This window comes from Paenibacillus sp. OK076 (assembly GCF_900110055.1).
Lineage (GTDB): Bacteria > Bacillota > Bacilli > Paenibacillales > Paenibacillaceae > Paenibacillus.
Genome location: NZ_FOCH01000010.1, coordinates 1 through 16086 on the forward strand (window position 1 = coordinate 1; position 16086 = coordinate 16086).

The window sequence follows — 16086 nt, forward strand, 5'->3', positions numbered from 1 at the left end:
CACACGTACCCATCCCGAACACGACCGTTAAGCCCTCTAGCGCCGATGGTACTTGGACCGCAGGGTCCTGGGAGAGTAGGACGCCGCCAAGCGAAGAACCACTGCCGATGTTATTCGGTGGTGGTTTTTATTTGCGTTTTTTTACTATAGATCACAGGTGGAACAATTATTATACACGAAAAAAATATTCCCGAGAGATGCCCACGCATCTCTTGTTTGACTTTGTCCCGTTCCTCTGACACACTCATAAATAGATACATACATCACGTATCAGGCCATGATTTGAAAGATATCATAACTTAGAGAACGGGGTGCAGGACGACATGGAAATTCAGAAATTAACCGTAGATGATTTTGAGCCAGCTATGGCACTCTCCGAGTATGCTTTTCAAGTGGTAATGAGTGAAGAACAAACGGAGAAGCGACGGAGTCAATTTGATTCACAGGAGATATGGGGTGTATTTGAGGAAGGACAATTGGGTGCCAAACTTCACATTATTCCTTTTCAAACTTATATTCACGGAAGATCGTTCGAGATGGGCGGTATTGCGGGAGTAGCCACATGGCCAGAATATAGACGCAAAGGCTGGGTAGCCGGGCTATTGAAGCATGCGCTGGAGGAAATGAACCGTAACAAACAAAGTATATCGTTTTTGCATCCGTTCTCTTTTGCATTTTATCGGAGATATGGATGGGAGACGTATGTTGAGTTTAAACGATATAAAGTGCCTACAGCTCATCTGCCTGCAAAAAAGGCAACCCCTGGAACAATTCGGCGTGGCGATCCGGGACTCAGCGTATTAAAGGAAGTATACAGTGCGTATGCTGAGCGCTATAACGGAACCTTAATCCGAGATGATGCGAGATGGGAGAATTCAGTTCTCACTAATGGAGCCAGCCAGAAGGCTGTATATTATGATGAAGCTGGTAAAGCACAAGGCTATGTTTTATATGAGGTTAAGGAAAGAAAGTTTACCATTAAAGAGATCATTTATCTGAATGAAGAGGCAAGACAAGGTTTGTGGACCTTTATTGCGAACCATGATTCCATGATTGAGGAAGTAACTTTACAGGCACCAGCCAGTGATATGCTTGCTTTTCAATTAGACAATCCGCGGATTCAGCAGGAAGTTATACCATTCTTCATGGCACGTATTGTGAGTGTAGAACAATTTATTTCACAGTATCCTTTTGCGAGCCCAGACTCACCAGTACAGATTAATCTCCAGGTAGAGGACGCACACGCACCATGGAATGAAGGGGTATGGCAGTTGAATGTGGCGATGAATGGCACAGCTTCGATATGGAAAACCTCTGATTCGGCTGCTAAAGATCAGACTGTTAAAGTAGATATTCAGGCGCTCACCGCCATGCTGATGGGGTATCGCAGGCCCTCAGAGATGGCTCAAATAGGTAGAATGGAAGGACCAAATGAAGCGATTAAGGCTTTGGAACAAGCGATTCCTGAACGGGAAACGTATTTACTTGATTTTTTCTGATCCTCATAGAGTAAAGAGTATTCTAGGATCAATTTCATAGATTTAACGTGTATAGCATTACGTTGCTAGTGTGAGACAAATGGACTTCTCCAGTTATTTTGGAGAGGTTTTTTTGTGTCAGCCGAATATTTCGTGTAAAATCGTAAAAAATGAATAGTGCTCCCTCTTGGCAAAACCACAAAATATGCTATAATGTATATAAAGTCAAAGAAAGTCAAAGTCAACTAAAGGTTAAATACTTACGTAGCTTTCTTTCTGCAATCCGGTGGTGGGAGCCATTTTAAAGGTAGTACACATCAGCGGATAAAGGCAATATTAAAGGACCTTCGAGCGTCCTTCGCTCTCCTGTTAAAGACCGTTGAAGATCAGTTTCGCTGTTTCCTTGATTGGTTAAATGGGTGGAGAAGGTGTACTCTGTAGGGGCGTGTGGGTCCTTATTGACTTAACGTTTCAGACAGTGGAGGATGAGTCGATGCGTAATATCTCTGATATTATCGAACAATATCTGAAGAGTATTTTGCATGAAAGTCCCGAAGGAATGGTCGAAATTCAACGTAATGATCTGGCTGACCAATTTTCATGTGTGCCTTCCCAGATCAATTATGTCATCAGCACCCGATTTACACTCGAAAAAGGTTACCTTGTAGAGAGTAAACGTGGAGGCGGCGGTTATGTTCGCATACAGCGAATCGAATTGCCAGCTCACTCGGCTCTGCATAACCATTTGCACCATAGTATTGGAGATGAGATCGGGCAGACAGCTGCCGAAGGTCTGATCTACCAACTGGAAGAAGCACGTTTCTTGAGCAAAAGGGAAGCCGGGTTGATGCGGGCAGCTGTATCGAGAGAGATTATATTGGTCAAACTTCCTTACCGGGATCAAATTCGTGCCAGAATGTTAAAGGCGATGTTAATATCTTTGCTCGGTAAATGAAAACTATCGGGATCAAGGGGGTACATCATTGTGCTGTGCCAAGAATGCAACAAACGACCGGCAACACTCCATTTCACGAAGATCGTGAACGGAGAGAAGACGGAATTCCATATTTGTGAGTCATGTGCTCGTGAAAAAGGGGAAATGATTCCCGGAACATCCAACGGATTTTCTATTCACAACTTATTGTCCGGGTTGCTTGATTTTGAACCCTCAGGCAAGAATGGCAATACGGGAGCAACACCTGCACAATCCCTTCGTTGTGAAGAATGCGGCATGACCTATTCACAGTTTAGCAAAATCGGCCGCTTTGGCTGTAGTTCTTGTTATAAATATTTTGACAGTCGTTTGGACCCGCTATTCAAACGGGTTCATGGCAGCACTTCCCACGTGGGGAAAGTGCCTGCACGAGCTGGTGGCCGCATCAAGGTCAAAAGACAGATTGCTGATCTGAAACGGGATCTTCAGGAGAGCATAACGCAAGAGGAGTTTGAAGAAGCTGCTCAAATTCGTGATCAGATCAGGGAACTTGAAAAAGAAATAGCTCAGGAGTAAAGTTTGTGATGAGTAGGAGGGATGCGTAATGCCTAATCTTCGTTTTACAGAGAAGGCGCTCAGCGACTGGATGCGTAGTGATGCGGCTGATTCCGAGATCGTCATTAGCAGCCGGGTCCGGATCGCACGCAACCTGCAGCATTATCCGTTTCCGATGCTGGCTTCCAATGAGCAATCGGAAGAAGTGCTGAATAAGCTGAGCGAAGTACTTCAATACGATGACGTTCATGCCTTTGGAGATTTTCATACTCTGGATCTGATTGATATCGATGACCTTGACAAACGGGTGCTGGTGGAGAAACATCTGATAAGTCCCAGTCTTGCGAACGAATCCAGAAATGGTGCTGTTATTCTCAGTGAGGATGAATCTGTCAGTATTATGATTAATGAAGAGGATCATCTTCGTATCCAGTGCCTCTATCCGGGGTTCCAGGTGAAAGAAGCCTGGGAGAAAGCTTCCGCCATAGATGATGCTTTTGAAGCGCATGTGGATTATGCTTTTGATGACCGCAGAGGATATTTAACCAGTTGCCCTACAAATGTAGGTACAGGTGTAAGAGCATCTGTCATGATGCATCTGCCCGCTCTGGTGATGACACAGCAGATCGGCCGCATTCTAACCGCAGTCTCCCAAGTCGGACTGACTGTACGGGGAATTTACGGTGAAGGCAGTGAGGCGATGGGTAACCTGTTCCAAATCTCGAACCAGATCACACTGGGGCAGACGGAACAAGAAGTCATTGATAACCTGCATAGTGTTGTGTTACAGATGATAGGGCATGAACGTACCGCGAGAGAACGGTTAATTACCGACTCCAGACTGCGAATTACCGACAGGGTTATGCGGTCATATGGCATTCTGTCCCATGCTGCAATTGTCGATTCGAAGGAAGCTGCACAGCGTTTGTCTGATGTTCGACTTGGTGTGGATCTCGGCTTGTTGGACGGCTTGTCCATAACCGTGATGAACGAGTTGAATGTGATGACGCAGCCGGGCTTTTTGCAGAAAACATTTGGGGAAGACATGCGGACAGATGAGCGTGACATATATCGGGCTCAGTTGATTCGTGATACGATCAGTGCAGCCAATCAATCTTAGGTTCAAGCGTTGTTTATAAAGGTTTCACGCCGCATCTGCGGCTTCTATATAATAGAGCATTTTCTATAACTGAATGCTGAATGATTTTATTCGCAGCACGGCTGCAAAAAAAATGATATGAAGAATACGGTGGGATCCTTTTAACAGCCCCCGTTTTATCCAAAACCATGGAGGTGCAGGAGATATGATGTTTGGAAGATTTACGGAACGGGCCCAAAAGGTGCTCGCATTGGCGCAGGAAGAAGCTGTCCGTCTTGGTCATAATAACATCGGTACAGAGCACATTTTGCTCGGCCTCATTCGTGAAGGCGAAGGCATCGCAGCCAAAGCGCTGATCGGCCTGGGACTCGGATTGGAAAAAATTCAAGATGAAGTAGAAACGCTGATTGGCCGCGGTCAAGAGCAACCTACGAACATTGCATATACGCCTCGTGCGAAAAAAGTAATTGAACTGTCTATGGATGAAGCGCGCAAATTGGGCCATACCTATGTAGGCACAGAGCATATCCTGCTCGGATTGATCCGAGAAGGCGAAGGGGTTGCGGCACGTGTGCTGAACAACCTGGGTATTAGTTTGAACAAGGCACGTCAACAAGTATTGCAACTGCTTGGCAGCAGTGAAGCTGTATCCAGTCATAACGGTACACCTGCCAATGTCAGCACACCAACACTGGACAGTCTGGCACGTGACCTCACGGCGTATGCCAGAGAGAACAACCTGGACCCTGTGATTGGACGTAGTAAAGAAATTGAACGTGTTATTCAGGTACTGAGCCGTCGTACCAAGAATAACCCGGTACTGATCGGTGAACCAGGTGTAGGTAAAACAGCCATTGCTGAAGGACTTGCACAAAAAATCATCGCGAATGAAATTCCGGAGACTTTGCGTGACAAACGTGTCATGACATTGGATATGGGATCGGTTGTTGCAGGTACAAAATATCGTGGTGAATTCGAAGATCGTCTGAAAAAAATTATGGATGAGATTCGTCAAGCGGGTAACATCGTCCTGTTCATTGACGAATTGCATACCCTGATTGGTGCAGGTGGAGCGGAAGGTGCAATTGATGCTTCGAACATTTTGAAACCGGCGTTGGCCCGTGGAGAATTACAGTGCATCGGTGCAACAACACTGGATGAATACCGCAAATATATCGAGAAGGATGCTGCCCTGGAGCGTCGTTTCCAACCGATCACTGTGGATCAACCTTCTCCAGAAGAAGCAATTCAGATTTTACACGGCTTGCGTGATCGTTACGAAGCGCATCACCGGGTGAAAATTACGGATGAAGCGATTGTTCAAGCGGTTAAACTGTCTGACCGGTATATTACAGACCGTTTCCTGCCGGACAAAGCGATTGACCTGATTGATGAGGCGGGTTCCAAAGTAAGGTTGAACTCTTACACCATTCCACCAAACCTCAAACAATTGGAAAGCCGTCTTGAAGATATCCGTAAGGAAAAAGACGCAGCGGTTCAAAGTCAGGAGTTCGAAAAAGCAGCAGCTCTGCGTGACACGGAACAAAAAATTCGTGAAGAGCTGGATGTAACGAAGAACCAATGGAAAGAAAAACAAGGTCGCACGGATTCTGAAGTAACACCTGAGGATATCGCGCAAGTGGTAGCCAACTGGACTGGAATTCCGGTGAACAAGCTGAAAGAAGAAGAAACACAACGCTTGATGAACCTGGAATCTATTCTTCATGAACGTGTCATCGGCCAAGATGAGGCTGTGAAGTCCGTCAGCCGTGCAGTTCGTCGTGCTCGGGCCGGATTGAAAGATCCGAAACGTCCGATGGGTTCATTTATCTTCCTGGGTCCTACCGGGGTAGGTAAAACCGAGCTCGCTCGTGCACTTGCAGAAGCCATGTTCGGCGATGAAAATGCAGTCATCCGGATCGATATGTCCGAGTATGGTGAGAAGCATTCGACTTCCCGACTCGTCGGAGCGCCTCCGGGATATGTGGGATATGAAGAAGGTGGACAGCTGACAGAGAAAGTTCGTCGCAAACCTTACTCCGTCGTCCTGCTCGATGAGATCGAGAAAGCACATCCGGAAGTATTCAATATCTTGCTGCAAGTGCTTGAGGATGGTCGTCTGACCGACTCCAAAGGTCGCGTCGTAGACTTCCGGAATACGTTGATCATTTTGACATCCAATGTGGGTGCAGAAGCGATCAAACGTAACTCTACACTTGGCTTTACGGCAGTAGTGGATGCAGGTGCGGATTACGATAACATGAAGGGTAAAGTGATGGATGAGCTGAAGAAAAGCTTCCGTCCTGAGTTCCTTAACCGGATTGATGAAATTATCGTGTTCCACTCTCTTGAAGAGAAACATATCGCTGAGATTGTTACGCTGATGAGCGAAGAGCTTCGCAAACGGCTGCGTGAGTATGAGGTCGACTTCGAACTCACCGACAATGCCAAGGCATTCCTTGCCAAAGCAGGCTTCGATCCAGCCTATGGTGCTCGTCCGCTTCGTCGGGCGATCCAGAAGCATATCGAAGACAAATTGTCTGAAGAGTTGCTCACGGGTAATGTAATCAAAGGTGATTCGTTACTCATCGATGAGGAGAATGGAGCATTGTCGGTAACGAAAAAAGAAGCTGTTGTTCCTTCTACTGAAGAAATCGAAACGAAATAAGTGACACTTAACTAGTGAATAGCTGGTGCTACTGAGTCTGATGTATAAAACAAAAATCCTTCCTGTCTTTTGTCAGGAAGGATTTTTGTGTTTTTTGTGCCATTCAAAGTCCCAAAGCTGTTGTTTATCAGAAAACAAACTTGAACTGGCTGCGAACATGTGTAAAGTTTGCGATAATCCTTTACGAAAAATCTCAAACAATGGTAAACTTTTATTAACCCTGCACGTCAGGGAGTTTAGGCAAAATTCGTCGAAAAATGCAAAATGCTGTTATAAAATAAATCCTAGGAGTGCTGAAGTGGCCAAAGTTAAAACCAAGTTTCAGTGTACGGAATGCGGCTATGAAGCCCCCAAATGGTACGGCAAATGTCCGGGTTGTCAGTCTTGGAATTCAATGGTGGAAGAAACCGAAACAGTGGTCAAAACACAAGGGAGAAATTCCCCTCTTTTTGAGAGTAAAGATAAGCCACTTCCCATCATAGATATAGATAGCGGTCAGGAACCGCGTGTACAGACTGGAATTGAAGAGCTAAACCGGGTTTTGGGCGGCGGAATTGTTCCAGGATCTCTCGTTCTGGTGGGCGGAGACCCCGGAATCGGAAAATCAACGTTAATGTTGCAAACATCTCATGCATTGACTCATTCAGGTTTGCGCGTGTTATATGTCTCAGGCGAGGAATCCGTTAAGCAAACGAAATTGCGGGCTGACCGTCTGGGTGCGCTGTCTCCTGAGTTATATGTACTATGTGAGACCAATATGGAGCGGGTTGAGGAAGCGGTGGAGCAGATCCAACCGCATTTTCTAGTCATCGACTCCATTCAGACCGTATATCTGCCAGAAGTCACCAGTGCTCCCGGTAGTGTAGCTCAGGTAAGGGAATGTACGTCACGGTTCATGCGGATCGCCAAAGGGCGAGGCATTGCAACCGTACTTGTGGGGCATGTTACGAAAGAAGGTGCTATTGCCGGTCCCCGTATGTTGGAGCATATGGTGGACTGTGTTCTTTATTTTGAAGGAGAGCGGCATCATACGTATCGCCTTTTACGTGCGGTCAAGAACCGTTTTGGTTCGACCAATGAGATCGGTATTTTTGAAATGGGCGAAGATGGACTTCGTGAAGTAGGCAACCCTTCTGAGCTCTTTTTGTCAGAACGTCCACTGGGTGTGGCTGGTTCTACCGTAGTGGCCAGCATGGAGGGCACACGTCCTCTGCTTGTGGAATTGCAGGCATTGATTTCTACCACACATTTCCCTTCTCCCCGACGTATGGCAACTGGGGTAGATCTCCATCGATTAAATTTGATTATTGCGGTACTGGAGAAACGGATGGGCATGTTCCTGCAAACACAGGATGCTTATCTGAACGTAGCTGGTGGTGTGAGATTAGATGAGCCGGCAGTGGACTTGGCGGTTGCTATAAGTATCGCATCCAGCTTGAGAGATGTGCCTACCAAGCCAGATGACGTTATCTTTGGGGAAATCGGCTTGACGGGTGAGGTTCGGGCCGTTTCGCGGGCTGAACAACGTGTGAAAGAAGCTCAGAAATTGGGCTTCAAGCGTGTCATTTTACCAGAAAAAAGCTTAAAGGGCTGGAAACATCCTCGCGGGATACAACTGATCGGTGTGAATACCGTGGCAGATGCACTAGCGGTTGCTTTAGATTAGGGGGCATAACAAGATGAAAGATTCGAGCCAACTGGATAATATGAACGAATTGTTAAGGCTGATCGCACCAGGTACACCTTTCCGCGAAGGTCTGGAGAACGTGCTGCGTGCCAAGACGGGTGCACTGCTGGTTGTAGGATACAGCCCTGAAGTGATGGAAGTAGTGGATGGAGGATTCTCGATTAATTGTGATTTCTCCCCGAACTATCTGTATGAACTCGCCAAGATGGATGGTGCCATCATCCTTAGCGAGGATTTAAAGCGTATTTTATACGCCAACACACAGCTCATTCCTGACTCATCCATCTCTTCATCTGAGACGGGGATCCGTCACCGGACGGCTGAGCGTGTCGCAAAACAAACAGGCAAATTAGTCGTATCCATATCGCAGCGCCGGAATATTATCACCTTATATCAAGGAACACTACGGTATTCCCTCAAAGAAATTGGGGTTATTTTGACCAAGGCGAATCAAGCGATTCAAACCTTGGAAAAATACAAAGCTGTATTGACACAGTCCCTTACGAATCTGAGTGCCTCCGAGTTCGAGGAACTGGTAACGATTCCTGAGGTGGTTAATGTCATTCAGCGTACGGAAATGGTTATGCGTATCAAAACGGAAATCAAGCGTTATATTCATGAACTCGGCAACGAGGGACGTCTGATCTCCATGCAGATGGAGGAACTCGTCGGTACTACGGAAGAAGAAGCCTGGTTGCTGTATAAGGACTATGCCCGTGATGACAGTGATGACAAAATCCGTGAGATTATCGTTGGTCTGAAAAGATTATCGGACGATGAATTGCTGGATGCACATCATATCGTACGTCTGCTGGGATACCCTTCGTCAGCAGCTACGTCCGAAGATTCGGTTGCACCTCGCGGATATCGGGTATTAAATAAGATCCCCCGCTTGCCGAATGTCATCATCCATAACCTGGTGGATCAGTTCGAACAATTGCCTCATGTCATCATGGCTACAATTGAAGAGCTGGACGAAGTGGACGGGATTGGAGAGGTACGCGCCCGAACCATTAAGGAAGGTCTCAAGCGTTTGCAGGAGCAGATGTTTATTGACAGACAAATGTAAGGGTTTGCCTATAACGGCTTGAAAATAATGAGGTGAAACAACGATGTTAACCAGATTCATTCCGAATCTCTTTACCTTGGGTAATCTGTTTCTTGGAATGATGGCAATCCTGCTTGCAATTGATGGGAATTATAGTTTGGCTGCGATTTTGGTCATTATTGCGATGTTGCTGGATGGTCTGGATGGCCGTGTGGCACGTGCACTTAATGCCCAGAGTGAGTTTGGTAAAGAGCTGGATTCTTTGTCTGACATGGTTTCATTTGGTGCAGCTCCAGCTCTGATTATATTCATGGTCTCGTTTCAGGATGCAACAACGGTTCTTGCCTGGATCGCAACCGCAAGCTTTCCCATTTGTGGGGCTATCCGGCTTGCCCGGTTTAACGTTCGCCCCGGCATCCCCGGGTACTTTACAGGTTTACCGATTCCAGCGGCCGGAGGGGTACTGGCTACACTGTCCCTGTTTAATAAGGATATCGGTCCCGTGAGTATGATGATTGCCACGTTGCTGTTATCGTATCTGATGGTAAGTTCGCTGAAATACCCCAATTTCAAAAAGGTTGGTCTGCCGCGCAAAGCGATCTGGATTGCACCTTGGGTTATCGTCTTCGCGGTAGTGGTGGCGGTCATGTTTCCAGAACAATTGTCCAAATTGATCTTTATTCCACTTGTGTTATACGCTCTTTATGGGATGAAGCATAATATGCGGACGGCAGCCTCACGTAACCGGGCCAAAAAGCGTAAAGAAGAGAAGTCTTCCCGTCCATCCGATCGCTAGGCAATCCAGTATGGTGTAAATCGGTTGGTCCGTGTTCCTAACCAATACAAAAAAGCACGTACGCTCCTGAACAGGAGCATGCGTGCTTATTTTTTGTTTTTCAAATCTATAAGGTAACTTAACCATTTGCAACGAAATACGTATTGTTTACGACAAATTGAACATCCCTAACGTCGAACATTTCTGTGACTCGTGATTTACGACCTCTTCCATGTTGATGTCCAGCAGATTGCAGAGAGCCGACATATAAAACAGGTTCCGCCCCAGTTCAGAGCTGATAACCTCTTTGCAATTCTCGCACAATTCACCTTCCACATGCGTTTCCAGCAGGCCTTTTGATTGAGCAATATCGCTCTCTGGGGCATATTTCTGCTTGGTGGCGTGCAGCTCAATGCAGCCGCATTCGGTAATGGCCTTTGACACGGCACGGTTGACAGAGGCGCCGGCTTGTCCTGTTTTGGACAGTACATCAATCAGGCTGCGATGACGCAGCAACAGCTCGGAAACTTGATCCTGAAAAGCCTGTAAACTTAGCGTACTCATTTTGCTACTCACCTCGGGATATGAATTGAATTCATTATATGCCAATAATTTACCTTCTTTCAACTGACGATTGCAACATTTCCAAAAAGTTCTTCAAAAGCGGGATTAGCAATCAGGGAATTGGATCATACTGGATATAAAGATGAAGATATATTGAAGGAGGTGCAGGGACTTATGTGGAAAAAAGGCATTTTAACTTTTACAGGATTGTGCGGTGCATGGTTCGGTTACACGGCATATCATCTGGCAGGAAAATCCGTCCCTTGGATGGCTGAATGGATTCAATCAGCAGGATTGCTGGGGGCTGGGGTATCAACCTTACTAGGTGCTGTATTGTTTATGTCCGTGTGTAACATCGGTGGAACATTAATGGCAACCAGACTGCATAATAGTATTGATTCTTTGGCCAAAGTACCGATGAATGAATTGGCTGCAGGTGCGGCGGGTACAGTTGCAGGACTTCTGGTGGCCTTGCTATTATATCCTTGTGTGGCATGGCTGGGGATGGCCGGAGAGGTACTGCAGGTGGCGCTGACGGTCGTAAGTAGCTATACAGGCTATATGCTTGCCATGGCGAAGAAAGACGATCTGGCGGCCTTCTGGATGTCAGGACGCTGGGGTCATCCCGAAGTCGATGAGGACAGACGGCTGGAAGAGCACAAAATTTTGGATACCAGTGTAATTATCGATGGACGCATCGCGGATATATGCAAAACCGGATTTATCGAGGGAACGATTGTAATCCCGGAATTCGTTCTGGAGGAATTGCAGCACATTGCCGATTCATCGGACTTGCTCAAGCGGAACAGAGGACGGCGCGGGCTTGATATCCTGAATAAAATTCAGAAGGAATTGGACGTCAAAGTTCTCATTTACGAAGGTGATTTCGAGGAAATTTCCGAAGTGGACAGCAAGCTGGTCAAGCTCGCCAAGGTTCTTCAGGGCAAAGTTGTCACCAACGACTTCAACTTGAACAAGGTCTGTGAATTGCAAGGTGTATCCGTGCTAAATATCAATGATCTCGCCAATGCGGTTAAGCCCGTGGTATTACCAGGTGAGGAGATTATGGTGCAGATTATCAAAGATGGTAAGGAACACGGTCAAGGTGTAGCCTATCTGGATGATGGCACGATGATTGTTGTGGAAGGCGGACGCGAGTATATCGGCATGATGATGGAAGTGCTGGTGACCAGTGTGCTGCAGACGTCAGCAGGACGAATGATTTTTGCCAAGCCGAAACTGTTGGAAAAAGCCCAATAAAGCGGTATGATGGGTAGTGTATCGTTAGAGTTTATAATATAACTGTATTATATCTCCGAACGGTAAACTGACAGACAAGGCAGGGATTGCGGCATGGATAAAGGGTGGGGTGTTGTCATTGTGGCGGCAGGTCGGGGGACCCGGATGGGAACAACCGAGAGTAAGCAGTTTCTGCTGCTGCAGGACAAGCCCGTTTTCATACATACGCTTGAAGTGTTTGCGGCTATGGACGAGGTCAGCGAAATGGTGCTGGTCACGGGAGCTGCCGATGTTGAACGCTGCCAGGAATGGGTAAAAGAATACCGACTGGAATCACATGTCCGTGTCATCCCCGGAGGGAAAGAGAGACAGCATTCGGTCCACGAAGGCCTTAAGGCACTAGGGACAGACTGGGTCCTCGTTCACGACGGGGTACGTCCTTTTATAAACCGTGAGCAGATTATGGGATGTATGAAGGCCGCCATGTCGGGTGGAGCAGCTGTATTGGCTGTTCCAGTGAAGGATACAATCAAACAAGTGAATGCGGATGGAATCGTTACGGCGACGCCGGACCGCAGCAGTCTGTGGAGCATTCAAACCCCGCAGGCTTTTCGTCTTTCTTCCCTGATACTTGCTTACGAATCGGCGGACCGGGACGGATTTCTAGGAACGGATGACGCAATGCTGGCTGAACGCCAGGGAATGTCGGTCAAGGTTGTGGAAGGCAGTTATACGAATATCAAATTAACGACGCCGGAAGATTTGGAATACGCCGCGTTTTTGCTCAAGGGAGAGAAGAAGCGATGATACGTGTAGGACAGGGATTCGATGTACATCAACTGGTAGAGGGACGCCCATGCATTATTGGCGGGGTCACGATCCCTTATGAAAAAGGACTGCTGGGTCACTCGGACGCAGACGTGCTGCTGCATGCCATCAGTGATGCCATTCTTGGTGCGCTTGCACTTGGGGATATTGGCAAACACTTCCCGGATACCGATCCGGAGTTCAAGGATGCGGATAGCCTGAAACTGCTGGAGCATGTGTGGCAGTTGGTGAAGGATCGTGGATACAGTCTGGGGAACATCGATTCAACCATTATTGCACAGAAACCGAAGATGGCACCTTACGTTCCGCAGATGGCCGAGGTTATTGCCAAGGCACTTGAAGCGGATGTAACTCAGGTGAATGTCAAAGCGACAACAACAGAGCAACTCGGATTCCCCGGACGGGGAGAGGGGATAGCTGCCCAATCGGTTGTTTGCCTTGTTCGCGTGTGATATCATCAACCAATTAGAGACGGAGGGGATATTATGAGCACCGAAGTTCGCGTGCGCTACGCGCCGAGTCCAACGGGACACCTGCATATCGGGAACGCCCGTACGGCGCTGTTTAACTATTTGTATGCCAAACATAATAACGGCAAATTCATTATTCGTATTGAGGATACGGACGTGAAACGCAACATTGCCGGTGGCGAGGAAAGTCAGCTGAAATACTTGAAATGGCTCGGAATCGAGTGGGACGAAAGTATTGATGTCGGCGGCGAGTACGGACCATACCGTCAGACAGAACGTCTGGATATATATCGCAAATATACGCAGGAACTGCTGGACAAAGGTCTGGCTTATCGTTGTTATTGCACGGAAGAAGAGCTGGAGCAAGAACGTGAGGAACAGACAGCACGTGGAGAAACTCCGCGTTATTCGGGTAAACACCGTGATCTGACACCGGAGCAGCAGAGTGCATTTGAAGCGGAAGGCCGTGTGGCGAGTATTCGTTTCCGTGTACCGGAAGAACGCATTTATACGTTTGATGACATGGTCAAAGGAACAATCTCATTCAACAGCAAGGAATCCGGCGACTTCGTTATTGTGAAAAAAGACGGCATTCCCACGTACAACTATGCAGTTGCTGTGGATGATTACCTGATGAAGATCTCTCACGTCCTGCGTGGTGAAGATCACATCTCTAACACACCGCGTCAACTAATGATTTATGAAGCGCTTGGCTGGGAGCCGCCGCAATTCGGTCATATGACGTTGATCGTGAATGAAAACCACAAAAAGCTGAGCAAACGTGACGAATCCGTTATTCAGTTTATTGAACAATATGATCAGCTCGGCTATTTGCCTGAAGCGATGTTTAACTTCATCTCCCTGCTTGGCTGGTCCCCTGAAGGCGAAGAAGAGATCTTCTCGCAGGAGCAGTTAATCTCCATTTTTGATACGAAGCGTCTGTCCAAGAGTCCGGCGGTATTTGATACCCACAAGCTGGCTCACTTGAACAACCATTACATCAAAAATGCGGACCCGGATCGCATTGCCGAAATGGCAATTCCACATCTGCAAAAGGCGGGACGTATTGCTGCTGAGCTCTCACCTGAACAGAAAGAATGGGCATATACGCTTGTTCATCTCTACCAGGAGCAAATGAATTCTGCCTCCGATATCGTGGAATTGTCGGAAGTGTTCTTCCGTTCCCACCTGGAGCTGGAAAGTGAAGGAGCTGCTGTACTGGCTGAGGAGCAGGTACCAACCGTTCTGAAGGCATTTGCTGATAAGGTACAGGCTAGCGACGAATTTACACCAAGCAAAATGGCTGCGCTGATCAAAGAAGTTCAGAAAGAGACCGGATTTAAGGGTAAACAGTTGTTTATGCCGATTCGTGTAGCTCTGACAGGACAGACTCATGGCCGTGATCTGAACCAAACGATTGTACTGCTTGGTCGTGATACGGTGATTGATCGATTGCATGCTCAGGTAAAAGGTGCATAAGAAACGCCCCTTTTAGAGTCTACTTTGGACTTATGGATAGAACTTCGTTTATACCGATATGAAGGAAGATTGTTGTCAGTCCATAACCTTTTCGCTATAATAGCAACACAAAGGTTAAATGGTATGATTTTATCATTCATCATAAAAACAGCAAAGACCGGGAGAAGTAGGCTGAACCGGACAGATTCAGAGAGGATGGCCCCGCAGTAAAGAACAGGAATCTTTGCTGCGGTGGCTGTGAGCCATCCGCTGTCCGTCAGTCGAAATGCACCCGTGAGCTGCATAGCCGAATCCGGCCCCGCCTCTTGTTATGTAGGAGAGAGGAAAACGTCAGGATAGGTTGTGACGGTTGGTTCCCGTTACGGAACTGTTGAGGGTTCATTCTTGTGCAAGGATATGAGGAGGCTATAACAAACTTCCCAGTTCTTGTATGTTAAGGCATGAACCGAGCAGAGTGGGACCGCGATAAACGCCTCTGCAGCTTAATAGCTGCAGGGGCGTTTTCTGTTTAGGTCGAGTCGGAAGTACACTACCATGAGGGCCGCGCCGTCCGGTAAGCCGGAGGACGAAGACCTGAACAAGAGGGGAACGAGCATGTTCAAGAAGATCAGATCAGATATCCAGGCGGTGTTTGAAAACGATCCGGCGGCCCGGGGATGGTTTGAAGTTGTATTTACCTACTCGGGGCTGCATGCGATATGGGCGCACCGGGTGGCACACTTTTTATACAAGCGGAAATGGTTTTCTTTTGCCCGGTTCATTTCACAAGTCAGCCGTTTTATGACAGGCATCGAAATCCACCCCGGAGCTACGATCGGCAACCGGTTGTTTATTGACCATGGCATGGGCGTTGTGATTGGGGAAACATGTGAAATTGGCGACGATGTTGTCATCTATCAGGGGGTCACACTTGGCGGAACGGGTAAAGAAAAAGGGAAGAGACATCCGACAATTGGCAATAATGTGGTTATCTCATCCGGAGCGAAGGTGCTAGGCTCCTTCAGCGTGGGGGATCAATGTAATATTGGTGCAAACTCGGTTGTGCTGAAGGAAGTTCCTCCAAACAGCACCGTTGTAGGCATACCGGGCAGAATCGTGAAGCAGGATGGCCGCCGGGTGGACCGTCTGAATCAGCAGCTTCCCGATCCGGTCATCGATTCCCTGCGCAATATGCAGCAAGAAATCGAACGATTGCGTGAAGAAGTGCGTACTCTGCAGAGTACGCGTGAAAGTGAGTTTTCCCGTGGTACAATAGAATAATG

The 16086-nt window shown here is 47.4% G+C and carries 14 protein-coding genes and 1 rRNA gene; 14 read left to right on the plus strand and 1 reads right to left on the minus strand.

The genetic code is table 11. From position 1 onward, the window contains the following. From rrf to pssA, 9 genes are all read left to right on the plus strand, one after another. Window positions 1–92 (plus strand): 5S ribosomal RNA (gene rrf, locus BMY78_RS31185); the annotation flags it as partial. Between the two features lie 231 nt (window positions 93–323). Beyond that, the gene (eis, locus tag BMY78_RS31190; RefSeq protein ID WP_090905255.1) at window positions 324–1499 is read left to right on the plus strand and encodes a GNAT family N-acetyltransferase; all 1176 of its coding nucleotides are present in this window, start codon (window positions 324–326) and stop codon (window positions 1497–1499) included. 472 nt (window positions 1500–1971) lie between these two features. After that, window positions 1972–2433, plus strand: a complete 462-nt coding sequence (locus BMY78_RS31195) for a CtsR family transcriptional regulator (RefSeq protein ID WP_024633618.1) — start codon at window positions 1972–1974, stop codon at window positions 2431–2433. Window positions 2434–2463: 30 nt separating this feature from the next. Then, window positions 2464–2988 (plus strand): protein-arginine kinase activator protein McsA, encoded by a 525-nt coding sequence (locus BMY78_RS31200; protein ID WP_090905256.1) that lies wholly within the window; start codon window positions 2464–2466, stop codon window positions 2986–2988. 28 nt (window positions 2989–3016) lie between these two features. Beyond that, window positions 3017–4087 carry a protein-arginine kinase McsB gene (locus tag BMY78_RS31205; RefSeq protein ID WP_053779232.1) on the plus strand — a complete coding sequence of 357 codons (1071 nt, stop codon included), beginning with the start codon at window positions 3017–3019 and terminating at the stop codon, window positions 4085–4087. A 184-nt stretch (window positions 4088–4271) separates the two neighbouring features. After that, window positions 4272–6734, plus strand: coding sequence for an ATP-dependent protease ATP-binding subunit ClpC (clpC, locus tag BMY78_RS31210; RefSeq protein ID WP_090905260.1), 2463 nt, complete (start codon window positions 4272–4274; stop codon window positions 6732–6734). Between the two features lie 298 nt (window positions 6735–7032). After that, entirely contained in the window at window positions 7033–8400 is a 1368-nt protein-coding gene (gene radA, locus BMY78_RS31215) for a DNA repair protein RadA (RefSeq protein ID WP_090905261.1), read from the plus strand. Window positions 8401–8413: 13 nt separating this feature from the next. Then, entirely contained in the window at window positions 8414–9490 is a 1077-nt protein-coding gene (gene disA, locus BMY78_RS31220; protein WP_076292150.1) for a DNA integrity scanning diadenylate cyclase DisA, read from the plus strand. A 43-nt stretch (window positions 9491–9533) separates the two neighbouring features. After that, window positions 9534–10265 carry a CDP-diacylglycerol--serine O-phosphatidyltransferase gene (pssA, locus tag BMY78_RS31225; RefSeq protein WP_090905263.1) on the plus strand — a complete coding sequence of 244 codons (732 nt, stop codon included), beginning with the start codon at window positions 9534–9536 and terminating at the stop codon, window positions 10263–10265. A gap of 147 nt (window positions 10266–10412) precedes the next feature. Here pssA and BMY78_RS31230 read toward each other — a convergent pair whose 3' ends face one another. Continuing rightward, complete coding sequence (locus tag BMY78_RS31230; RefSeq protein WP_024633611.1) at window positions 10413–10808, minus strand: nucleoside triphosphate pyrophosphohydrolase family protein; 396 nt, start codon at window positions 10806–10808, stop codon at window positions 10413–10415. A 174-nt stretch (window positions 10809–10982) separates the two neighbouring features. Between BMY78_RS31230 and BMY78_RS31235 the strand changes: the two genes are divergently transcribed. The 5 genes from BMY78_RS31235 (at window position 10983) to cysE (ending at window position 16084) form a co-directional block, all read left to right on the plus strand. Next, window positions 10983–12068 (plus strand): PIN/TRAM domain-containing protein, encoded by a 1086-nt coding sequence (locus tag BMY78_RS31235; RefSeq protein ID WP_090905265.1) that lies wholly within the window; start codon window positions 10983–10985, stop codon window positions 12066–12068. Between the two features lie 93 nt (window positions 12069–12161). Beyond that, window positions 12162–12854, plus strand: coding sequence for a 2-C-methyl-D-erythritol 4-phosphate cytidylyltransferase (gene ispD / locus BMY78_RS31240; protein WP_090905267.1), 693 nt, complete (start codon window positions 12162–12164; stop codon window positions 12852–12854). After that, a complete protein-coding gene (gene ispF, locus BMY78_RS31245; protein ID WP_090905269.1) occupies window positions 12851–13327 on the plus strand; it encodes a 2-C-methyl-D-erythritol 2,4-cyclodiphosphate synthase in 477 nt (158 codons plus the stop codon). The genes ispD and ispF overlap by 4 nt, the downstream gene beginning before the upstream one ends. Window positions 13328–13360: 33 nt before the next feature. Further along, window positions 13361–14824: a glutamate--tRNA ligase gene (gltX, locus tag BMY78_RS31250; protein WP_076292154.1), complete on the plus strand. Its 1464-nt coding sequence runs from the start codon at window positions 13361–13363 to the stop codon at window positions 14822–14824. Between the two features lie 594 nt (window positions 14825–15418). Then, window positions 15419–16084 carry a serine O-acetyltransferase gene (gene cysE / locus BMY78_RS31260; RefSeq protein ID WP_090905273.1) on the plus strand — a complete coding sequence of 222 codons (666 nt, stop codon included), beginning with the start codon at window positions 15419–15421 and terminating at the stop codon, window positions 16082–16084. Window positions 16085–16086: the final 2 nt, after the last annotated feature.